We start from the raw sequence: 20,597 nt of genomic DNA on the forward strand, positions 1-20,597 counted from the left end.
CCCATGAACGAGGCACTGACGACTCTCCTCGATCTGCTCGACCTTGAGCGGATCGAGGAGAACATCTTCCGCGGTACCAGCCGTTCGGCGCTGGTACCGCGCGTCTTCGGCGGTCAGGTCGCGGCCCAGGCACTGGTCGCGGCCGGGCGCACCGTCCCCGAGGACCGCACGGCGCACTCGCTGCACTCGTACTTCCTGCGCGCCGGGGACCCCGGCGCGCCCATCGTCTACTCCGTGGACCGGATCCGCGACGGGCGCTCCTTCACCACGCGCCGGGTCGTCGCCGTCCAGCACGGGCAGCCGATCTTCCACCTCTCGGCGTCGTTCCAGACGTACGAGGAGGGCCTCGACCACCAGGCCGTCATGCCCTCCGCCCCGGATCCGGAGACCCTGCCGACCGCGGAGGAGTCCCTGCCCGCGTACCGGGAGACCTTCCGGGACCCGGGCACGGTGGAGCGGCTGATCGACGCGCGGGCCGCCGTGGACCTGCGGTACGCGACGACCCCGCCGTGGGGCAGCGTCGGCGAGCCGGTCGAGCCCCGCTCCCAGGTGTGGTTCCGTACGGCCGGCAAGCTGGAGGGAGCCGATCCGCTCCTGCACACCTGCCTGGCCACTTACGTCTCGGACATGACCCTGCTGGACTCGGTGCTGCTCGCGCACGGCCGGGGCGGCTGGGCGGTCGGCGACGTGGTCGGCGCCTCGCTGGACCACGCCATGTGGTTCCACCGGCCCTTCCGTGCCGACGAGTGGCTCCTGTACGACCAGGAGTCCCCCTCGGCCGCGGCCGGCCGGGGCCTGGGCCAGGCCCGCATCTGGACCCAGGACGGCCGTCTCGCGGTGACCGTCATCCAGGAGGGCGTCGTCCGCGTACCGCGGGCCTGACGTATTCGGCGGGGCGGGTGTCACTGGGCATCCGGCCCGCGTCGCGGACATAACGTCACCCCATGTCCGAAGAATCCGAAAGCGCCGGCCCCGTCGTCGTCGCCACCGCCACCCACCTCGGGATCGCGGTGGCCAAGGCGGTCGGCGGAGTCGTCAGCGGGTCCAGCGCGATGTTCTCCGAAGCCGCGCACTCGGTGGCCGACACGGTGACGGAACTGCTGCTGCCGACCGCCCTCAAGCGGGGCGCCCGGCCCGCCGACGAGGCGCATCCGCGGGGGTACGGGTCCGAGCGCTGCGCCCGGGCGCTGCTCGCCTCGGTCGCGACCTTCGCCGGCGGCGCGGTCTTCGCCTTCTACGACGGCGTCCGCACCCTCGCGCACGGGGAGGAGCCGGGCGACCCGACGGTCTCGTACGTCGTCCTCGCCGTCGCCTTCCTGCTGGAGGGCTGCTCGCTGCTGACGGCCCGGCGGCGGATGACGGGGGAGGCGGAGCGGATGCGGGCGCCGCTGGGCCCGTACGTGGAGCACACGCCGGACACGGCGGTGAAGGCCGTCCCGCTGGAGAAGGTGGCCGCGCCGATCGGGCTCGTACTGGCGGCGGGCGGCCTGCTGGGGGCGCAGCTGACGGGATCCGGGGCGTACGACGGCGTGGCCTCGCTGCTGATCGGCGCCCTGCTGGCGGCGGTGGCCTGGGGGCTGGGGCGCTCGAACGCGCGGTACCTGATCGGGCGCCCGCTGCCCGCCGGGATGCGGGAGGAGGTCCGCGAGGAGCTGCTGACGGTGCCGCACATCGAGGGGGTGCTGGAGCTGACGACCCTGGTGCAGGGCCCGGACGAGGTGCTGATCGCCGCGAAGATCGACTTCCATGACCTGGCGTCGGCCCGCCAGGTGGAGGCGGCCTGCGAGGACGCCGAGGACCAGCTCCGCGAGCGCTTCCCGGCGATCCGCCACGTCTACCTCGACCCGACGCCCTGGCCGGCGGCCGGGCGTGCGCCGGCGCCGCCTCCGGGCCGGACGGGCCCGGCCTGGCCGGGCGGCCCGACCGGCCCGGCCGTGCCCTGACCGGCCGGGCCCTGACCGGCCGGGCGGCGGCGGGGTCAGGCGGTGAGGCCCGCCGCCGCGAGGAGGTAGGCGACCATCGGGTCGTAGTAGCGGGGGTCGCGGACGTGGTCGTCCAGCGGGACCGCCACCTGGAGGGTGCCCTCCGCCTCGGCGAGGAAGAGCGCCGGGTCGTTGCAGTCCGCGTACCCGACGGCGTCGAGCCCGCGCTGCGCCGCGCAGCCCGCCCAGCCGTGGTCGGCGACGACCAGGTCCGGCTGCGGGCGGCCCTCCGCCGCGAGGCCGTCCAGGATCGCGGCCATCGGCGCCGGGGAGTGGGTGTGCCACAGCGTGGCCCCGCGCTCCAGCACGGCGATGTCCGCGAACTGCCACACCGACCCCTCGTCGGCGGTCAGCCCCTGCGGGATCCGGACGATCTCGCAGCCCGCGGCGCGCAGGGCGTCGGCGGTGGCGCGGTGGACGTCGAGCAGCCCGCCCGGGTGCCCGGTGGCCAGCAGCACGCGCTGGCGGTCGGAGGCGGCCTTGCGCAGCCGGGCGGCCAGCCGGTCCAGGCCCGCGACCGTCAGCTCCGGGTCGATGGTGTCCTGGCCGTGCCGGTGCTCGGGGTCGTCGACGACCCCGCACCGCTCCGCCATGACGGCCAGGACGTCCTGTTCGTCCGTCCAGCGGTCGCCGAGCTCCAGGCCCAGCCAGTAGTGGCGGTCGCCGTTGGCGAGCTTGCGGTAGTGGCTCAGGTTGTTCTCGCGCGGGGTGGCCACCTCCCCCGCGATCCGCGTACGGACGAGGTGTTCGACGAGTTCGGCGCGGCTGGGTACGGGCGTCTCTATCGGCATGCGGCCCATTCTGCCGTCGCTCGGCCGGAGCCGTCCGTTCCGCCTCGGCCGCCGGAACGTCCGCCTCACCCCGACAGCGCTCCGAAGGCGCCGTCGGCGAGCCTGCGCAGCAGCGACTCGGTCGCGTCCCGGCCGAGGACCGCCAGATGCGGGGTGGAGTTCAGCAGCCCGAAGACCGCGTGCACGCAGACCCGTACCTCCGTCTCGCCGACCTGGGGGTGCAGCTCCCGTACGACGGCCACCCACAGTTCGACGTACTGGCGCTGGAGCTGGCGCACCAGCTTGCGGTCCGCCTCGCGCAGCCGGTCCAGCTCCCGGTCGTGGAGGGTGATCAGCGCCCGGTCGTCCAGCGCGAAGTCGATGTGGCCCTCGACGAGGGAGGTCAGCACCTCGCGCGGGTTCGCGCCGGCCTCCTCGACCCGCCGCCGGCCGCCCGTCAGCAGCCGCTCGCTGATGCCGACCAGCAGCTCGGCCAGCATGGCGTCCTTGCCGGCGAAGTGGCGGTACAGACCGGGGCCGCTGATACCGACCGCTGCCCCTATCTCGTCCACTCCCACGCCGTGGAACCCGCGCTCCGCGAAGAGCCGAGCGGCCTCACGGAGGATCTGCTCGCGACGGGTGGGGGCGGCGGCTCTGGTGCTCATGGGAATCCATTCTAGACAGGGCCGTTAGCGCTCGTTAACCTGGGCGCATACGCGTTAACGGTCATTAACAAAGCGTGCACCGAGCAAGGGAGCTCGACCGATGCAGCAGGCACCAGTGCTGACGAGCGCCGCGGACCCGGCGTCCGAGGCCTGGCGGACCAATGAGGCCGCCCACCGCGAGCTCGCCGAGGGCCTCCGCGCCCGGCTCGACGCGGCCCGGCTCGGCGGCGGGGAGAAGGCCCGCGCCCGCCACACCGCCCGCGGGAAGCTGCTTCCCCGCGACCGCGTGGACGCCCTCCTGGACCCCGGGTCCCCCTTCCTGGAGCTGGCCCCGCTGGCCGCCGAGGGGATGTACGGGGGCGCCGCGCCGGCCGCGGGCGTGATCGCGGGCATCGGCCGGGTCAGCGGCCGTGAGTGCGTGATCGTCGCCAACGACGCCACCGTCAAGGGCGGCACGTACTACCCGATGACCGTCAAGAAGCACCTGCGGGCCCAGGAAGTGGCCCTGGAGAATCGTCTCCCCTGCCTCTACCTGGTCGACTCCGGCGGCGCCTTCCTGCCCATGCAGGACGAGGTCTTCCCCGACCGCGAGCACTTCGGCCGCATCTTCTACAACCAGGCCCGCATGTCGGGGGCCGGCATCCCGCAGATCGCCGCGGTCCTCGGCTCCTGCACGGCGGGCGGCGCGTACGTCCCGGCCATGAGCGACGAGGCCGTCATCGTGCGCGGCCAGGGCACGATCTTCCTCGGTGGCCCGCCGCTGGTGAAGGCCGCCACCGGAGAGGTCGTCACGGCCGAGGAACTGGGCGGCGGCGAGGTCCACTCCCGCGTCTCGGGAGTGACCGACCACCTCGCCGAGGACGACGCGCACGCGCTGCGGATCGTACGGAACATCGTGGCGACCCTGCCCGACCGCGGGGCCCTGCCCTGGTCGGTCGAGGCGCCCGAGGAGCCCAAGGTCGACCCGTCCGGGCTCTACGGCGCGGTCCCCGTCGACTCCCGGACCCCCTACGACGCCCGCGAGGTCATCTCCCGGATCGTCGACGGCTCCCGCTTCCAGGAGTTCAAGTCCGAGTTCGGCCAGACCCTGGTGACCGGCTTCGCCCGGATCCACGGCCACCCGGTCGGGATCATCGCCAACAACGGCATCCTCTTCTCCGAGTCCGCGCAGAAGGGCGCCCACTTCATCGAGCTGTGCGACCAGCGCGGCATCCCCCTCCTCTTCCTCCAGAACATCTCCGGCTTCATGGTCGGCCGGGACTACGAGGCGGGAGGCATCGCCAAGCACGGCGCCAAGATGGTCACGGCCGTGGCCTGCGCCCGGGTCCCCAAGCTCACGGTGGTCGTCGGCGGCAGCTACGGCGCGGGCAACTACTCGATGTGCGGACGGGCCTACAGCCCCCGCTTCCTGTGGATGTGGCCCAATGCCAAGATCTCCGTGATGGGCGGGGAGCAGGCCGCCTCCGTCCTGGCCACGGTCAAGCGCGACCAGATCGAGGGCGCGGGCCAGGAGTGGCCCGCCGAGGACGAAGAGGCCTTCAAGGCCCCGGTCCGCGCCCAGTACGAGGAACAGGGCAACGCCTACTACGCCACCGCCCGGCTGTGGGACGACGGGGTCATCGACCCGATGGAGACCCGGCAGGTGCTGGGACTGGCCCTGACCGCGTGCGCGAACGCCCCGCTGGGCGACCCCGCTTTCGGCATCTTCCGTATGTGACGTGATGTGACGTGAGGACCTCTTCGATGTTCAGCACTGTTCTGGTCGCGAACCGGGGCGAGATCGCGGTACGGGTCATCCGCACGCTGCGGCAGCTCGGCATCCGCTCCGTGGCCGTCTTCAGCGACGCCGACGCGGACGCCCGGCACGTACGGGAGGCCGACACGGCCGTCCGGATCGGCCCGGCGGCCGCCGCCGAGAGCTACCTGTCGGTGGAGCGGCTCCTGGACGCCGCCCGCCGCACCGGCGCCGAGGCCGTCCACCCCGGCTACGGCTTCCTCGCGGAGAACGCCGGCTTCGCCCGGGCCTGCGCCGACGCCGGGCTGGCCTTCATCGGCCCGCCCGCGAGCGCCATCTCCCTGATGGGCGACAAGATCCGGGCCAAGGAGACGGTGAAGGCGGCGGGCGTGCCCGTGGTCCCCGGCTCCTCCGGAAGCGGTCTCACCGACGCCGAGCTGGTCTCCGCGGCCGAGGCCATCGGCATGCCCGTCCTGCTGAAGCCCTCCGCGGGCGGCGGCGGCAAGGGCATGCGGCTGGTCCGCGACGCGGCCGTGCTGGCCGAGGAGATCGCGGCCGCCCGCCGCGAGGCGAAGTCCTCCTTCGGCGACGACACCCTGCTCGTCGAGCGGTGGGTCGACCGGCCCCGGCACATCGAGATCCAGGTGCTGGCCGACGCGCACGGCAACGTGGTCCACCTCGGCGAGCGCGAGTGCTCCCTCCAGCGCCGCCACCAGAAGGTCATCGAGGAGGCGCCCTCGGTCCTGCTCGACGAGGAGGTCCGCGCGGCGATGGGCGCCGCGGCCGTGGAGGCGGCCCGCAGTTGCGGGTACGTCGGCGCGGGCACCGTGGAGTTCATCGTGCCGGGCGGGGACCCGTCCTCGTACTACTTCATGGAGATGAACACCCGCCTCCAGGTCGAGCACCCGGTGACCGAGCTGATCACGGGCCTGGACCTGGTGGAGCAGCAGCTGCGGGTGGCGGCGGGGGCTCCCCTCGGGTTCGGGCAGGCGGACGTGCGGCTGACCGGCCACGCCATCGAGGCCCGCGTCTGCGCCGAGGACCCGGCCCGCGGCTTCCTGCCGTCCGGCGGTACGGTCCTGGCCCTGTCGGAGCCGGAGGGCGGGGCGGTGCGCACCGACTCCGGGCTGACGGCCGGCGTGGACACCGGCTCCACGTACGACCCGATGCTGTCGAAGGTCATCGCGTACGGACCCGACCGGGCCTCGGCCCTGCGCTCCCTGCGGGCGGCCCTGGCCGACACCGTGATCCTGGGCGTCCAGACCAACACCGGCTTCCTGCGCAGGCTCCTGGCCCACCCGGACGTGGTCAGCGGGGACCTGGACACGGGCCTGGTGGAACGCGACCTGCAGGCCCTGCTCCCGGAGGGGGTCCCGGCCGAGGTGTACGCGGCGGCCGCGCTGCTGGCGGCGGCCCCGCCCGCCCGGCCGCAGGGCTGGGCCGACCCGTTCGACGCCGCCGACGGCTGGCGCCTGGGCGGGACCCCGGCGTGGACGGTGCACCACTTCCGCCTCCCCGGCCGGGACCCGGTGGAGGTCCGCACCCGCCCGTCCGGCCCCGGTACGGAGCTGCTGCTCGCCCCGGACGGCGACGGCGTCGCCGCCTCCGCCGCGGGCCGGGTCGTGGCGCGCACCGGCGACCTCGTCACCGTCGAACTGGACGGCGTCACGCACCGGTTCAGCCACGCCGCCTCCTCGGAGGGGACCTGGCTCGGCCGCGACGGCGACGCCTGGCACGTGCAGCGGCACGACCCCGTCGCCGCCCTGCTCGGCGGGGCCGGACGGACCGGCGCCGACACCCTCGCCGCGCCGATGCCCGGCACCGTCACCGTCGTCAAGGTGGCCGTCGGGGACAAGGTGGCGGCGGGCCAGAGCCTGCTGGTCGTCGAGGCGATGAAGATGGAGCACGTCATCTCCGCCCCGCACGCCGGCACCGTCACCGAACTCGACGTCACCCCGGGCACCACCGTCGCCATGGACCAGGTCCTGGCGGTCGTGACCCCGGACGGGGAAGAGGAGGGGGACCGGTGAACGGACTGCCCATGAACGTCCCGGCCCCCGGGCTGCCGGCCCGGGTCCGCATCCACGAGGTCGGCGCCCGCGACGGACTGCAGAACGAGAAGACGGCCGTACCCACCGCCGTCAAGGCCGAGTTCGTCCACCGCCTCGCCGCCGCCGGCCTGACGACCGTCGAGGCGACCAGCTTCGTGCACCCCAAGTGGGTGCCCCAGCTGGCCGACGCCGAGGAGCTTTTCCCGCGGCTCCAGGACCTGGCCGGGGTGCACCTGCCCGTCCTCGTCCCCAACGAGCGCGGCCTCGACCGCGCCCTGGCGCTCGGCGCGGACCGCATCGCCGTGTTCGGCTCGGCCACCGAGACCTTCGCGTCCCGCAACCTGAACCGGACCGTCGCCGAGTCCCTCACCATGTTCGAGCCCGTCGTGGCCCGTGCCAAGGAGGGCGGCGCGCACGTGCGCGGCTACCTCTCCATGTGCTTCGGCGACCCCTGGGAGGGCCCGGTCCCGGTCCACCAGGTGGTCCGGGTCGCCAAGGCCCTGCTCGACCTCGGCTGCGACGAGCTCAGCCTCGGCGACACCATCGGCGTCGCCACCCCGGGCCATGTCCAAAGCCTCCTCGGCGAGCTCAACGAGGAGGGCGTGCCGACGGACCGGATCGGCGTGCACTTCCACGACACCTACGGCCAGGCGCTGTCCAACACCCTCGCCGCGCTCCAGCACGGAGTGACCACCGTCGACGCCTCCGCGGGCGGCCTCGGCGGCTGCCCGTACGCGAAGAGCGCCACCGGCAACCTCGCCACCGAGGACCTGGTGTGGATGCTCGACGGCCTCGGCATCGAGACCGGGGTCGACCTGGCCGCCCTCACCGCCACGAGCGTGTGGATGGCCGAACAGCTGGGCCGTCCCAGCCCCTCCCGCACCGTCCGCGCCCTCTCCCACAAGGAGTAACGAAGATCATGGCCCTCGACCACCGGCTCACCCCCGAGCACGAGGAACTCCGCCGCACCGTCGAGGCGTTCGCCCACGACGTCATCGCCCCGAAGATCGGCGACCTGTACGAGCGCCACGAGTTCCCGTACGAGATCGTCCGCGAGATGGGCCGCATGGGCCTGTTCGGCCTGCCCTTCCCGGAGGAGTACGGCGGCATGGGCGGCGACTACCTCGCCCTCGGCATCGCCCTGGAGGAGCTGGCCCGCGTCGACTCCTCGGTCGCCATCACCCTGGAGGCGGGCGTCTCGCTGGGCGCCATGCCGCTCTACCTCTTCGGCTCCGAGGAGCAGAAGCGGGAGTGGCTGCCCAAGATGTGCTCCGGGGAGGTCCTGGGCGCGTTCGGCCTGACCGAGCCCGGCGCGGGCAGCGACGCCGGCGGCACCCGCACCACCGCCGTCAAGGACGGCGACGAGTGGGTCATCAACGGCTCGAAGTGCTTCATCACCAACTCCGGTACGGACATCACCGGACTGGTGACCGTCACCGCCGTGACCGGTCGCAAGGCGGACGGCCGTCCGGAGATCTCCTCGATCATCGTCCCGTCGGGCACTCCCGGGTTCACGGTCGCCGCGCCCTACTCCAAGGTCGGCTGGAACTCCTCGGACACCCGCGAGCTGTCCTTCGCCGACGTCCGCGTCCCGCTGGCCAACCTCGTCGGCGACGAGGGCCGCGGATACGCCCAGTTCCTGCGGATCCTGGACGAGGGCCGCATCGCCATCTCGGCACTCGCCACCGGCCTCGCGCAGGGCTGTGTGGACGAGTCGGTCAAGTACGCGAAGGAACGGCACGCCTTCGGCAAGGCGATCGGCGACAACCAGGCCATCCAGTTCAAGCTGGCGGACATGGAGATGCGCGCGCACATGGCCCGCATCGGCTGGCGCGACGCGGCCTCCCGCCTGGTGGCCGGGGAGCCGTTCAAGAAGGAGGCTGCGATCGCGAAGCTGTACTCCTCGACCGTGGCCGTGGACAACGCCCGTGACGCCACGCAGATCCACGGCGGCTACGGCTTCATGAACGAGTACCCCGTGGCCCGCATGTGGCGGGACTCCAAGATCCTGGAAATCGGCGAAGGCACGAGCGAGGTGCAGCGCATGCTCATCGCCCGTGAGCTGGGCTTCGCCGGCTGACGGAACCCCCGCGACGCGCGGGGAGCGGCAAGGGGACCCGAGAAAATTAGGGTCCCCTTACTGTTTTTGGCCAAGGTTAGGCTAACCTTCCCACGAACGGTCACACCCCCGGTGGCCGCCCCCTGCGCGTACGAAAGCGGACATCGACATGCCCAAGCCCAGAACCTCCGTCCTCTCCCGTCGCGGCTTCGTCGCGGCGGGCGGCGCCCTCGGCCTCGTCGCGGCGCTCAGCGCCTGCGGCGGCAACACCGGCACGGCGAAGGACGGCGCGGGCGACAAGGGCGGCGCCTCCGCGGCGGCTTCCGGCCCCTGGACGTTCAAGGACGACCTCGGCAAGGACGTCAGCACCAAGTCCGCGCCGAAGAACATCGTCGCCTTCACCGGCACGGCCGCCGCCCTCTACGACTACGGCGTCCAGGTCAAGGGCGTGTTCGGCCCGACCAAGCTCGCCGACGGCAAGCCGGACCCGCAGGCCGGCTCCATGGACATCTCCAAGGTCGAGATCCTGGGCAACGTCTACGACGAGTTCAACGTCGAGAAGTACGCGGCCCTGCGGCCCGACGTGCTGCTGACCAACACCTGGGACGGCTCGTACTGGTACGTCCCCGAGGCCTCCAAGGACAAGATCCTGAAGCTGGCCCCGGCCGCCGCCATCGCCACGGGCAGCGACGCCTCGATGGACAAGGCCCTCGCCCGCACGGCGGAGCTCGCCCAGTCCCTCGGCGCCGACCCGAAGAACCAGAAGACCGTCGACGCCAAGGCCCGCTTCGAGGCAGCCGCCGCGAAGGTCCGCGAGGCCACCAAGGCCAACCCGGGCGTCAAGGTGCTCGTCGGCTCGGGCGACGCGGACCACCTCTACGTCTCCACCCCGAAGACCTCGGCCGACCTGAAGTACTTCGAGTCCCTCGGCGTGGAGTTCGTGACCCCGGACCACCTCGACCAGGGCAGCGTCTTCTTCGAGAGCCTGAGCTGGGAGAACGCCGGCAAGTACAAGGCCGACGTCGTCCTGCTCGACAACCGCACCGGCACCCTGCAGAACGAGCAGCTGACGAAGGAGAAGCCCACCTGGGCCGCGCTGCCCGCCGTCAAGGCCGGCCAGATCGCCCCGCGCGTGACGGAGCCGATCTACTCGTACGAGAAGTGCGCGCAGATCCTGGAAGACCTCGCGAAGACCGTCCAGAACGCCAAGAAGGTCAGCTGACCACCGCCACGACGGCGAAATCCCAGGGGGATCCTCCGCATGACCGCCACCGAATCCGCCGCGCACTTCGGCTTCTTCACGCTCGAAGTCCTGCGCACGCGGCGCCTCGGCCACTCGTTCCTGCGCGTCACCTTCGGCGGGGAGTCCCTCGCCGGATTCCGGTCGGGGGGCTTCGACCAGAGCCTCTCGCTCTTCCTGCCGCCCGAGCACCGGGAGCACACCGAACTCCCCTCCACCGCCGAGGACACCTGGTTCGCCGAGTGGCGGGGGATGCCGGAGGAGGAGCGGCCCGTGATGCGCTCGTACACCGTGCGCGAGCAGCGGCGCACGCCCGGCGGCGCGGACGAGGTGGACATCGACTTCGTCCTGCACGGGGACTCCTCCCCGGCCTCCCGCTGGGCGGGCAAGGCGGTGACCGGCCGCCGGATCATGGCGATCGGCCCGGCCGTCGCGGAGAACAAGTCCGTGCGCTTCCAGCCCCCTGCGGGCACCGACGCGGTGCTGATGTACGCGGACGAGACGGCCCTGCCGGCCGCCGCGGCGATCCTGGACCGGCTCCCCGCCGGAACCAGGGTGAAGGCGTGGTTCGAGGTCCCGCACGAGGACGACCGGATCGCCCTGCCGGCTCCGGCGGACGCGGACGTCACCTGGATCGTGCGCGAGAAGGGGGCCGGCCGGGAGCGGACCGAAGAGGTGGTGGAGCGGGTGCGGGCGAGCGCGCTGCCCGCCGCCGAGGCCCCGTACGCCTGGATCGCGGGCGAGGCCGGCACCATCCGCGCGGTACGCCGCCACCTGGTGCAGGAACGTTCCGTCGACCGGCGCGCGGTGCGCTTCACCGGCTACTGGCGCCTCGGCGCGAGCGAGGAGCAGCTGCTCGCCGAGGCGTACGCGGGCAAGGCCGCGAGCGAGGACCCCGCGTCCGAGCTGTAGCAACGCGCGCGCCACGCACGGCATTTGGAAGAAGGGCCCCGGCATTCGCCGGGGCCCTTCCCTATTTGGCCGAATGATTAGGTTAGGCTAACCTAATCATTACACCCCACCCGCTTCTCCCCCTGCCCGGAGGAAAGTTGATGCGCTCGCATCTGCTGAACGAGACGACCGCGGACCTCTACCGGCGCTCCGTCACCGAGGGCGTCGACCGCGTCGCCGCCAAACTCGCGACCACGGAACAACCCCACACCGGCGTGTCCGTCGACGAGCTCGCCCCGGTCATCGCCTCGATCGACCTCGACACCCCGCTGGCCGACACCGCGGCCGCGCTCGACGAGCTCGAAGGCGTCTACCTCCGTGACGCGGTCTACTTCCACCACCCCCGCTACCTGGGCCACCTCAACTGCCCGGTGGTCATCCCCGCGGTGGTCGGCGAAGCGGTCCTCTCGGCCGTCAACTCCTCGCTCGACACCTGGGACCAGTCCATCGGCGGCACGCTCATCGAGCGCCGCCTGATCGACTGGACCGCCCGCCGCATCGGCCTCGGCGAGGGCGCCGACGGCATCTTCACCTCCGGCGGCAGCCAGTCGAACTTCCACGCGCTGCTCCTGGCCCGCGACGAGGCCTGCCGCATCGTCATGAAGCGCGCCCTGGACCGGGGCGTCGAGCTCGCCAAGGCCGAACTGCTGCCGAAGCTGCGCATCTTCACCTCCGAGGCCAGCCACTTCAGCGTCCAGAAGTCGGCCGCCATGCTCGGCCTCGGCTACGAGGCGGTCATCTCCGTCCCGGTCGACCGCAACCGCCGCATGGACACCTCGGTGCTCGCCCTGGAGCTGGAGAACTGCGCCGCCGAGGGCCTCTTCCCGATGGCCGTCGTCGCCACCGCCGGCACCACCGACTTCGGGTCCATCGACCCGCTCCCCGAGATCGCCCGCCTGACCTCCGAGCACTCCGCGTGGATGCACGTGGACGCCGCCTACGGCTGCGGACTGCTGGTCTCCCCCACCCGCCGGCACCTCCTCGACGGCATCGGGCACGCCGACTCGGTCACGGTCGACTACCACAAGTCCTTCTTCCAGCCGGTGAGTTCCAGCGCGATGCTGGTCCGCGACCGCGACACCCTCAAGCACGCCACGTACCACGCGGACTACCTCAACCCGCGCCGGATGGCCGAGGAGCGGATCCCGAACCAGGTCGACAAGTCGATCCAGACCACGCGCCGTTTCGACGCCCTCAAGCTCTGGATGACCCTGCGCGTCATGGGCGCCGACGGCCTCGGCTCGCTCTTCGACGAGGTCATCGACCTGGCCGCCGCCGGCTACGAGGTCATCGAGGCCGACCCGCGCTTCGAGGTCGTCGTCCGCCCGCAGATCTCCACCCTGGTCTTCCGCTACGTCCCCGCCGGCGGCGAGTACCGGGCGGACCTCCTCGACGAGGCCCAGCTGCACGCCCGCAAGGCCCTGTTCGCCTCCGGCGAGGCCGTCGTGGCCGGCACCAGGGTGGACGGCCGCCAGTACCTGAAGTTCACCCTCCTCAACCCGCAGACCACGACGTCCGACATCGCGGCCGTCCTCGACCTCCTCGCCGCACACGCCGAGCAGTTCCTGGGAGAATCCCTTGCCGTCCACCGTTAAGCCCCACGACTTCATCGGCATCGGCCTCGGTCCCTTCAACCTGGGACTCGCCTGCCTGACCGCGCCGATCGACGAGCTCGACGGCCTCTTCATCGAGTCGAAGCCGCACTTCGAGTGGCACGCCGGCATGTTCCTCGACGGTGCGCACCTGCAGACGCCGTTCATGTCGGACCTGGTCACCCTCGCCGACCCGACCTCGCCCTTCTCCTTCCTGAACTACCTGAAGGACAAGGACCGGCTGTACTCCTTCTACATCCGGGAGAACTTCTACCCGCTGCGCGCCGAGTACAACGACTACTGCCGCTGGGCCGCCGACCGGCTCGACAACGTCCTGTACTCCACCACGGTCACCGAGGTCACCTACGACGGGGCCGCCGGCCTCTACGAGGTCCACACGGACAAGGGCGAGACCCACCTCGCCCGCCGCCTGGTCCTGGGCACCGGCACCTCGCCCCACGTCCCGCGGGCCTGCGGGGACCTCGGCGGCGACTTCCTGCACAACTCGGCCTACATGCAGAACAAGGCGGAGCTGCAGAAGAAGAAGTCGATCACCCTGATCGGCTCCGGCCAGAGCGCGGCCGAGATCTACCTCGACCTCCTCGCCGAGATCGACTCGTACGGCTACCAGCTGAACTGGGTCACCCGCTCCCCCCGCTTCTTCCCCCTCGAATACACCAAGCTGACGCTGGAGATGACCTCCCCAGAATACGTGGACTACTTCCACGCCCTCCCGGAGGACACCCGCTACCGCCTGGAGACCCAGCAGAAGAACCTCTTCAAGGGCATCGACGGCGACCTGATCAACGAGATCTTCGACCTGCTCTACCAGAAGAAGATCAGCATGCCGGGCCCCGTCCCGACCACCCTGCTGACCAACACCTCCCTGAACGGCACGGCGTACGACACCACCACGGGCACCTACACCCTGGGGCTGCGCCAGGAGGAGCAGGAGCGGGACTTCTCCCTCGCCACCGAGGGCCTGGTGCTCGCCACCGGCTACGAGTACGTCGTCCCCGGATTCCTGGACCCGGTCCGCGACCGCCTGAACTTCGACGGCCGCGGCCGCCTCGACGCGGGCCGCAACTACAGCGTGGACACGACCGGCCGGGGCGTCTACCTCCAGAACGGCACGACCCACAACCACTCCATCACCTCGCCCGACCTGGGCATGGCCGCGTACCGCAACGCGTACATCGTCGGTGAGCTGCTCGGCCGCGAGTACTACAAGGTCGAGAAGTCCATCGCGTTCCAGCAGTTCGCGGCCCCGGAAGGCACACACGCATGAGCACCACCGCCGAGATCCTCTTCACCCGCACCGACGCCGTCCTCGGGACCTTCGCGATCCGTCCCCTGGACCCGTTCGCCGACGCGGAACTGCTGCACGTCTGGGTCACCGACCCGAAGGCCGCGTTCTGGATGATGCAGGACGCCACGCTCACCGAGGTGGAGCGCGAGTACGTGCGCATCACCACGCACGAGCACCACCAGGCCTTCATCGGCCTGCACGAGGGCCGGCCCGCCTTCCTCATGGAGAGCTACGACCCGGCGCGCCTGGAGCTGGTCGGCCTGTACGACCCCGAGCCCGGCGACGTCGGCATGCACTTCCTGGTCGCCCCGACCGACACCCCGGTCAGCGGCTTCACCCGCGCCGTGATCACCACGGTGATGGCCTCGCTCTTCGCCGACCCGGCGAACCTCCGCGTCGTCGTCGAGCCCGACGTCCGCAACAAGGCCGTCCACGCCCTCAACGAGGCGGTCGGTTTCGTCCCCGAGCGCGAGGTCGTCAAGCCGGAGAAGACCGCCCTGCTCAGCTTCTGCACCCGCGAGCAGTTCGAGGCCACCCAGCAGGAGTCGATATGAGCCTGTCCGACGCCATCTCCCACCTCTCCCCGGAGCTGTGGGCCCGCGCGAACCGCGCCCTGGTCCGCAAGGCGCTCGCCGAGTTCTCGCACGAGCGCCTGCTGACCCCGAAGCTGCTGGACTCGGGCCTGTACTCGGTCCTCAGCGACGACGCCACCGTCGAGTACCGCTTCGCCGCGACCCTCCACGCGCTGGACCACTGGTCGGTGGACGAGGCCTCCATCACCCGCCACCGCGACGGCGGGCCGGCCGACCTGGACGCCCTCGACTTCCACATCGAGCTCCGCCGGACCCTGGGCCTGAGCGCGGAGGTCCTGCCCGTCTACCTGGAGGAGATCTCCTCCACCCTGGCGGGCTCGGGCTACAAGTACACGAAGCCGCAGGTCTCCTCCGCCGTCCTCGCGAAGTCCTCCTTCCAGGACATCGAGACCGGCATGACCGAGGGCCACCCCTGCTTCGTCGCCAACAACGGCCGCCTCGGCTTCGGCGTGCACGAGTACCTCTCGTACGCCCCGGAGACCGCGAGCCCGGTCCACCTGGTGTGGGTCGCCGCCCGCAGGGACGTCTCCACCTTCACGGCGGGCGCGGGCCTGGACCACGACGCCTTCGTCCGCGAGGAGCTCGGCGAGGACGCCCTCACGCTCTTCGCGGCGAAAATGGCCTCCCTCGGCCTGGACCTCGCGGACTACCACCTGCTGCCCGTCCACCCCTGGCAGTGGTGGAACAAGACCACGGTCACCTTCGCCGCCGAGATCGCCAACCGCCGCCTGGTCCTGCTGGGCGAGGGCTCCGACGCCTACCTCGCGCAGCAGTCGATCCGCACCTTCTTCAACACCACCACCCCCACGAAGCACTACGTGAAGACCGCCATCTCGGTCCTCAACATGGGCTTCATGCGTGGCCTTTCGGCGGCGTACATGGAGGCCACCCCGGCCATCAACGACTGGCTGCACCAGCTGATCGAGAACGACGAGGTCCTGCGGTCCGTCGACTTCTCGATCATCCGCGAGCGCGCGGCGATCGGCTACCACCACCGCCAGTACGAGCGCGCGACGGACCGGTACTCCCCGTACCGCAAGATGCTCGCCGCGCTGTGGCGCGAGTCCCCGGTGAACTTCGTCCGGGGCGAGGAGCGCCTGGCGACGATGGCCTCCCTCCTGCACGTGGACGCGGACGGCAAGTCCTTCGTCGGCGCCCTGATCGAGGAGTCGGGCCTCACCCCGGCCGAGTGGCTGGCCTCCTACCTCCGGGCCTACCTCGTCCCCCTCCTCCACTGCTTCTACCAGTACGACCTCGCCTACATGCCGCACGGCGAGAACACGATCCTCGTCATCGAGGGCGGCGTGGTGAAGCGGGCGATCTTCAAGGACATCGCCGAGGAGATCGTGGTCATGGACCCGGACGCGGTCCTGCCGCCCGCGGTCGAGCGGGTCCGGGCGGACATCCCGGAGGACATGAAGCTGCTGTCGGTCTTCACGGACGTCTTCGACTGCTTCTTCCGCTTCCTCGGCCCGATCCTGGCCACCGAGGGCATCTGCGAGGAGGACACCTTCTGGAAGGCCGTGGCCGACTGCGCCCACGCCTACCAGGACTCGGTCCCGGCCCTCGCAATCCGCTTCGAGCGCTACGACCTCTTCGCGCCCGAGTTCCAGCTGTCCTGCCTCAACCGCCTCCAGCTGCGCAACAACAAGCAGATGGTCGACCTCGCCGACCCGTCGGCGGCCCTGCAGCTGATCGGCACCCTCAAGAACCCCGTCGCGCCCTTCGCCCGGCGCTGACGGCCCCGGCCCGGCACTCCCCGAAATACGGTCCCTTCGGGGAGTGCCGGGCCTTCTACGAGTTCTACGGGGTCGGGAACACCCCCGGCCCGCACCGCACCGGGTCGTGCCAGGGCTGCGTGCCCACCACCCAGGCCACGTTCGGCGCGGACGTCTCCGTGCGCCGGGCGCGAGTCGCCGTGGGCGCAGGAACGCGCATTCATTGTCGCCCGCCCGCCCCGACTCCGCCGCCCGGCCCGGTTCCCGCCGCTCTTCCGGGCTACGGCCGCAGTCGCGCGAACACCAGCTCCAGCACACCGACGGTGTCCAGCCGCGCCAGGCCACCGGTCATGCCGTCCAGGAACACGACGCTGCCGTTGTTGTTGTGCACGTACAGCAGGTGTCCGCTGACCTCGGCGCCGCGGATCACCCGGCGCACCCACACGACGCCCTGGGTGTCCGGCCCGGTCTCCCCGGCCCGCCGGATCACCTCGTCCCAGCTCCCGCAGCGGATCTGCACGGCGGCCGGGAAGTACCGCTCGAGCAGCAGCTCCCACCACCCCGGCGCCTCGTGCGCGGGCTGCCACGGCAGGGGCGTCGACGGCGCCCCGGCGATGGCGGCGGCCACGGTCACGACACATCCGCGCGAGTTCAACCGCCGCGCCTGGACCTGGGGGTCCCGTTCCTGCTCGGTCCGGGTGTACTCCCCGGCATCGGTCCAAGGGTCGTCGGAAGCCGGGTGAAAGGGCCGTCCCAGGTCCTTGGGCACCACCACGGAGGCGGTCAGCATGGGCGTGCGCGGGTACCCCGGCCGCTCGATGGTCCGGCAGGCGAACAGCCACGTCCCGGCGTCCTCGGCGACCGGCTCGATCCCGGCCAGCTCGACGCGCCCCTGGTAGGTGGTGAGGAGCCATTCCAGGGCCCGCTGCCACGGCGTGGCGCTACGGGTCCTCGCCAGCGAGGCCGACTCCCAGCCGCCGTGGCGCACATAGGCCAGGAACTCCTCCATCGGCAGGTGCGACGGAGGGAACCGCACCGCGCCGCCGTCCTTCGGGACGAGAACCCCCTTGGTGAGCGGACCGATCCAGTGGTCTGCGGCGTCGATGCTCTCCTGCGTGTCGAAGCGGATGACCCAGGCCAGGTCGAGTTCCTCGCTGAGCTCCGGCTGGAGGACGATCGTCCACGGCTCATGGGCGAAGGCCCGGGCGAGACAGGGCCTCGCCGCCTCGACGGCCTCGTCGAGCGTGACGCCCTCAGCCCTCCGCACCGGCGCCGCCTCCGGGACGCCGAGATCCGCTCCGTCGCCGCTCATGCCGCCCCTCCCCGTCCGGCCCCACCAGGAACCGGACCTCTTGCCGTCCGTCGTCAGATCGTCGCACGGACGCCGGCGGGCCCGATCCGGCTACTCCCAGGGGACCTCCGGGGCCCGGTAGTACGTGATGTCCTGGGCTTCCAGGCGGGGGGCCTGGGCGGCCAGGCGTTCGCGGTACGCCGGCCAGTCGAGGGCGCTCGCCGGGGACCAGCCCAGTTCCGCCAGGCCCAGGACGCGCGGGAAGGCCAGCAGTTCCCAGTCGGAGCGGGTCGCGACGGTCTCCGTCCACAGCGGGGCCTCGACCCCGAGGACGGCGGACTCCGGGAGGCCCGGGAGGTAGGAGCCCGGGTTCCAGGAGTAGGAGCGCCGCACCGGGACGTAGCCGGCCCAGGCGAGGCCCGGCTTCGTCGCCGTGTCGTACTTCATGTCCAGGTAGGCGTGGTCGGCCGGGGAGAGGATCACCGGGTGGCCGGACTTCCCCGCCGCCACGACCGCCGCCTTCTCGGCGGCGGCCGTCTTGTCGTGGCCCCAGTACTGGAGCACCGCGCCCGGCGCCGGGCGGGCCGAGGCGAGCTGGTGCCAGGCCACCACCGTCTTGCCGTGGCGGGCCACCACCTGCTGGGCCCGGTCCATGAAGGCCGCGTAGTCCGCCGCCGGGGTGGCGCGGGCCTCGTCGCCGCCGATGTGCAGGTAGCGGCCGGGGGTCAGCTCCGCGAGCTCGCCGAGGACCTGGTCGATGAACTCGTAGGTCCGCTCCTTGCCCACGCACAGCGAGCTGAAGCCGACCTTGATCCCGGTGTAGCGCTCCGGGGCCTTCCCGTCGCAGGTCAGCTCCGGGTAGGAGGCGAGCGCGGCGTTCACGTGGCCGGGCATGTCGACCTCCGGGACCACGTCCACGTACCGCTCCGCCGCGTACGCCACCAGGTCCCGGTACTCCTCCTTGGTCCAGTGGCCGCCGGGCCCGCCGCCGACCTCGCTCGCGCCCCCGTACTCCGCGAGCCGGGGCCAGGAGTCGATCGCGATCCGCCAGCCCTGGTCGTCCGTGAGGTGCAGGTGCAGGGTGTTGATCTTGTACTGGGCGAGCTGGTCGACGTACCGCTTCACCTGCTCCACCGGGAAGTGGTGACGGGCCACGTCCACCATCGCCCCCCGGTACGCGAACCGCGGGACGTCCACCACCGTCCCGCCGGGAACCCCGCCCGCCCCCCGGACCGGCACCAGCTGGCGCAGCGTCTGCCCCGCGTGGAAGAGCCCGGCCGGGGTGCGGGCGGTCAGGGTGATCCCGGCGGCGGTGGTGCGCAGCCGGTAGCCCTCCGCGCCGAGTTCCGCGTCCCCGGTGTCGAGCCGCAGCCGGACCCCGTCCCCGTCCTCGCCGTCGACCACCGGCAGCGGCAGCCCGCCGGGGCCGCGCAGCTGCTCCGCGAGGAGCTCGCCGACCCGCCGGACCTCCTCCGGCGCCGCCACACCCGTACGGATCACCGTGCCGGCCCCGAAGACGTACGGGGCGCCTTCGGCCCGCGCGGAGGCGGGCGCGGGCAGGAGCCGTTCGTAGGGGGCGAGGGCGGCGGGGCGGCGGGTGGCCTTGGCGTCGTCACCGTGGGCCGCGGTGCAGGAGACGACCGCCCCGAGGGCGAGGAGGGTGCCGAGCGCGCGTCGCAGGACTCTCATGCGCCCAGGTATAGGCCAACCGGCCCTGGATTGCCGATGGGAGAATCACCGCATGGCGGAAATCATCCAGAAGGACGGCACTTGGACCTTCGACGGGGACGCGGTGCGCATCGTGCCGGGCCGCGACAAGGGGGTGGGGCTGCTCCGGCAGCACCTCGGCGAAGTGGTCGTACCGCTGCGGGCCGTCGCGGGGGTCAGTCACGAGCCGGGCCGCAAGGCGGGCCGGCTGCGGCTTCGGCTGCGGGACGGGGCGGACCCGCTGCTGCAGGTGACGGGAGGGCGGCTGCCGGAGCCCTCCGACCCCTATCTCCTGACGGTGGAGCCGGACCGGACCGGGGTCGCGGAGTACTTCGTCGACGAGCTGCGCAACGCCCTGCTGCTGGACCAGGTCGATCCCGGCCCCTCGGACGCCTACCTGCTGCCGGGGCCCGCCGTTCCGATCTCGGTCGGCGCGGGTGACGGGTCGGCGGCCTTCGACGGCGACCGGGTGCTGCTGGACTGGAACTGGACGACGGAGGAGGCGAAGCGTTCCGGCGGACCGCGGGAGTTCCGCGTCGGCGACGTGCGGTCGGTGGAGTGGACGCCGTCCAGGGGGCTGGAGCACGGCTGGCTGCGGTTCACCCTGAAGGGCGCCACGGCGGCGGCCGCGCCCAAGTACGACCCGCACACCCTGGAGCTCTTCGGTTTCAAGAAGGACCCCCTGATGGCGCTGGTCGCGGCGGCCGTGGCGGTGCGGATCCCGCACCCGGCGGCGCCCGCGCCGGCCCCCGCGCCCGAGGCGCTGCCGCTGCCCGAGGCGCGCGCGGCCCTGGCGGGCGAGCCGGTGGACCACGACACCCTGCTGCGACGCCTGCGCGAGCTGGGCGAGCTGCACCGGACGGGCATCCTGACCGCCGAGGAGTTCAGCGCCGCGAAGGCCGCCATTTTGGGTCGTTTCTGACCGACCCGGACC

Annotated in this window: 17 protein-coding genes; 13 read left to right on the forward strand and 4 right to left on the reverse strand. The window is 72.1% G+C overall.

Annotated features, from left to right (window positions below; all coding sequences use genetic code 11):
* Positions 1 to 3 precede the first annotated feature (3 nt).
* Positions 4 to 882, forward strand: coding sequence for an acyl-CoA thioesterase (locus tag ACZ5D2_RS13010; RefSeq protein WP_280915151.1), 879 nt, complete (start codon positions 4 to 6; stop codon positions 880 to 882).
* 62 nt (positions 883 to 944) lie between these two features.
* Complete coding sequence (locus ACZ5D2_RS13015; RefSeq protein ID WP_468928985.1) at positions 945 to 1,943, forward strand: cation diffusion facilitator family transporter; 999 nt, start codon at positions 945 to 947, stop codon at positions 1,941 to 1,943.
* 35 nt (positions 1,944 to 1,978) lie between these two features.
* Here ACZ5D2_RS13015 and ACZ5D2_RS13020 read toward each other — a convergent pair whose 3' ends face one another.
* Together ACZ5D2_RS13020 and ACZ5D2_RS13025 are read right to left on the reverse strand one after the other, a co-directional pair.
* Positions 1,979 to 2,782 carry a phosphatase gene (locus ACZ5D2_RS13020; RefSeq protein WP_468928987.1) on the reverse strand — a complete coding sequence of 268 codons (804 nt, stop codon included), beginning with the start codon at positions 2,780 to 2,782 and terminating at the stop codon, positions 1,979 to 1,981.
* A gap of 56 nt (positions 2,783 to 2,838) precedes the next feature.
* Positions 2,839 to 3,417 carry an SACE_7040 family transcriptional regulator gene (locus ACZ5D2_RS13025; RefSeq protein ID WP_371678453.1) on the reverse strand — a complete coding sequence of 193 codons (579 nt, stop codon included), beginning with the start codon at positions 3,415 to 3,417 and terminating at the stop codon, positions 2,839 to 2,841.
* A 100-nt stretch (positions 3,418 to 3,517) separates the two neighbouring features.
* On the opposite strand from ACZ5D2_RS13025, the gene ACZ5D2_RS13030 reads away from it, so the two are divergent.
* The 10 genes from ACZ5D2_RS13030 (at position 3,518) to ACZ5D2_RS13075 (ending at position 16,686) form a co-directional block, all read left to right on the forward strand.
* Entirely contained in the window at positions 3,518 to 5,134 is a 1,617-nt protein-coding gene (locus ACZ5D2_RS13030; RefSeq protein ID WP_266839147.1) for a carboxyl transferase domain-containing protein, read from the forward strand.
* A gap of 26 nt (positions 5,135 to 5,160) precedes the next feature.
* Positions 5,161 to 7,182 (forward strand): ATP-binding protein, encoded by a 2,022-nt coding sequence (locus ACZ5D2_RS13035; RefSeq protein ID WP_371678452.1) that lies wholly within the window; start codon positions 5,161 to 5,163, stop codon positions 7,180 to 7,182.
* Positions 7,183 to 7,193: 11 nt separating this feature from the next.
* Positions 7,194 to 8,114, forward strand: a complete 921-nt coding sequence (locus tag ACZ5D2_RS13040; RefSeq protein ID WP_371681265.1) for a hydroxymethylglutaryl-CoA lyase — start codon at positions 7,194 to 7,196, stop codon at positions 8,112 to 8,114.
* Positions 8,115 to 8,122: 8 nt separating this feature from the next.
* Positions 8,123 to 9,283 carry an acyl-CoA dehydrogenase family protein gene (locus ACZ5D2_RS13045; RefSeq protein ID WP_371678451.1) on the forward strand — a complete coding sequence of 387 codons (1,161 nt, stop codon included), beginning with the start codon at positions 8,123 to 8,125 and terminating at the stop codon, positions 9,281 to 9,283.
* Positions 9,284 to 9,431: 148 nt separating this feature from the next.
* The gene (locus ACZ5D2_RS13050; RefSeq protein WP_371678450.1) at positions 9,432 to 10,484 is read left to right on the forward strand and encodes an ABC transporter substrate-binding protein; all 1,053 of its coding nucleotides are present in this window, start codon (positions 9,432 to 9,434) and stop codon (positions 10,482 to 10,484) included.
* 39 nt (positions 10,485 to 10,523) lie between these two features.
* Entirely contained in the window at positions 10,524 to 11,414 is an 891-nt protein-coding gene (locus ACZ5D2_RS13055; protein WP_371678449.1) for a siderophore-interacting protein, read from the forward strand.
* Positions 11,415 to 11,554: 140 nt separating this feature from the next.
* A complete protein-coding gene (locus ACZ5D2_RS13060; RefSeq protein ID WP_371678448.1) occupies positions 11,555 to 13,048 on the forward strand; it encodes a pyridoxal phosphate-dependent decarboxylase family protein in 1,494 nt (497 codons plus the stop codon).
* Positions 13,032 to 14,333 carry a lysine N(6)-hydroxylase/L-ornithine N(5)-oxygenase family protein gene (locus ACZ5D2_RS13065; RefSeq protein WP_371678447.1) on the forward strand — a complete coding sequence of 434 codons (1,302 nt, stop codon included), beginning with the start codon at positions 13,032 to 13,034 and terminating at the stop codon, positions 14,331 to 14,333. Before ACZ5D2_RS13060 ends, ACZ5D2_RS13065 begins: the two co-directional genes overlap by 17 nt.
* Positions 14,330 to 14,908 carry a GNAT family N-acetyltransferase gene (locus ACZ5D2_RS13070; protein ID WP_468928990.1) on the forward strand — a complete coding sequence of 193 codons (579 nt, stop codon included), beginning with the start codon at positions 14,330 to 14,332 and terminating at the stop codon, positions 14,906 to 14,908. The genes ACZ5D2_RS13065 and ACZ5D2_RS13070 overlap by 4 nt, the downstream gene beginning before the upstream one ends.
* Positions 14,905 to 16,686, forward strand: coding sequence for an IucA/IucC family protein (locus ACZ5D2_RS13075; protein ID WP_468928991.1), 1,782 nt, complete (start codon positions 14,905 to 14,907; stop codon positions 16,684 to 16,686). The genes ACZ5D2_RS13070 and ACZ5D2_RS13075 overlap by 4 nt, the downstream gene beginning before the upstream one ends.
* A 259-nt stretch (positions 16,687 to 16,945) precedes the next feature.
* Here the strand turns inward: ACZ5D2_RS13075 and ACZ5D2_RS13080 are convergent, their stop codons facing one another.
* Together ACZ5D2_RS13080 and ACZ5D2_RS13085 are read right to left on the reverse strand one after the other, a co-directional pair.
* Positions 16,946 to 17,977 (reverse strand): toxin glutamine deamidase domain-containing protein, encoded by a 1,032-nt coding sequence (locus ACZ5D2_RS13080; RefSeq protein WP_371678444.1) that lies wholly within the window; start codon positions 17,975 to 17,977, stop codon positions 16,946 to 16,948.
* 90 nt (positions 17,978 to 18,067) lie between these two features.
* Entirely contained in the window at positions 18,068 to 19,645 is a 1,578-nt protein-coding gene (locus ACZ5D2_RS13085) for a beta-N-acetylhexosaminidase (protein ID WP_371678443.1), read from the reverse strand.
* Between the two features lie 52 nt (positions 19,646 to 19,697).
* Here ACZ5D2_RS13085 and ACZ5D2_RS13090 point away from each other — a divergent pair, with 52 nt between their 5' ends.
* Positions 19,698 to 20,585: a DUF4429 domain-containing protein gene (locus ACZ5D2_RS13090; RefSeq protein WP_371678442.1), complete on the forward strand. Its 888-nt coding sequence runs from the start codon at positions 19,698 to 19,700 to the stop codon at positions 20,583 to 20,585.
* The last annotated feature ends 12 nt before the right edge of the window (positions 20,586 to 20,597 follow it).

The organism is Streptomyces sp. NPDC031479 (assembly GCF_055581065.1).

Coding starts and splice junctions, on each gene's coding strand:
- ACZ5D2_RS13010 (WP_280915151.1), top strand. CDS start 4: ATGAACGAGGCACTGACGACTCTCCTCGATCTGCTCGACCTTGAGCGG.
- ACZ5D2_RS13015 (WP_468928985.1), top strand. CDS start 945: ATGTCCGAAGAATCCGAAAGCGCCGGCCCCGTCGTCGTCGCCACCGCC.
- ACZ5D2_RS13020 (WP_468928987.1), bottom strand. CDS start 2,782: ATGGGCCGCATGCCGATAGAGACGCCCGTACCCAGCCGCGCCGAACTC.
- ACZ5D2_RS13025 (WP_371678453.1), bottom strand. CDS start 3,417: ATGAGCACCAGAGCCGCCGCCCCCACCCGTCGCGAGCAGATCCTCCGT.
- ACZ5D2_RS13030 (WP_266839147.1), top strand. CDS start 3,518: ATGCAGCAGGCACCAGTGCTGACGAGCGCCGCGGACCCGGCGTCCGAG.
- ACZ5D2_RS13035 (WP_371678452.1), top strand. CDS start 5,161: ATGTTCAGCACTGTTCTGGTCGCGAACCGGGGCGAGATCGCGGTACGG.
- ACZ5D2_RS13040 (WP_371681265.1), top strand. CDS start 7,194: ATGAACGTCCCGGCCCCCGGGCTGCCGGCCCGGGTCCGCATCCACGAG.
- ACZ5D2_RS13045 (WP_371678451.1), top strand. CDS start 8,123: ATGGCCCTCGACCACCGGCTCACCCCCGAGCACGAGGAACTCCGCCGC.
- ACZ5D2_RS13050 (WP_371678450.1), top strand. CDS start 9,432: ATGCCCAAGCCCAGAACCTCCGTCCTCTCCCGTCGCGGCTTCGTCGCG.
- ACZ5D2_RS13055 (WP_371678449.1), top strand. CDS start 10,524: ATGACCGCCACCGAATCCGCCGCGCACTTCGGCTTCTTCACGCTCGAA.
- ACZ5D2_RS13060 (WP_371678448.1), top strand. CDS start 11,555: ATGCGCTCGCATCTGCTGAACGAGACGACCGCGGACCTCTACCGGCGC.
- ACZ5D2_RS13070 (WP_468928990.1), top strand. CDS start 14,330: ATGAGCACCACCGCCGAGATCCTCTTCACCCGCACCGACGCCGTCCTC.
- ACZ5D2_RS13075 (WP_468928991.1), top strand. CDS start 14,905: ATGAGCCTGTCCGACGCCATCTCCCACCTCTCCCCGGAGCTGTGGGCC.
- ACZ5D2_RS13080 (WP_371678444.1), bottom strand. CDS start 17,977: ATGAGCGGCGACGGAGCGGATCTCGGCGTCCCGGAGGCGGCGCCGGTG.
- ACZ5D2_RS13085 (WP_371678443.1), bottom strand. CDS start 19,645: ATGAGAGTCCTGCGACGCGCGCTCGGCACCCTCCTCGCCCTCGGGGCG.
- ACZ5D2_RS13090 (WP_371678442.1), top strand. CDS start 19,698: ATGGCGGAAATCATCCAGAAGGACGGCACTTGGACCTTCGACGGGGAC.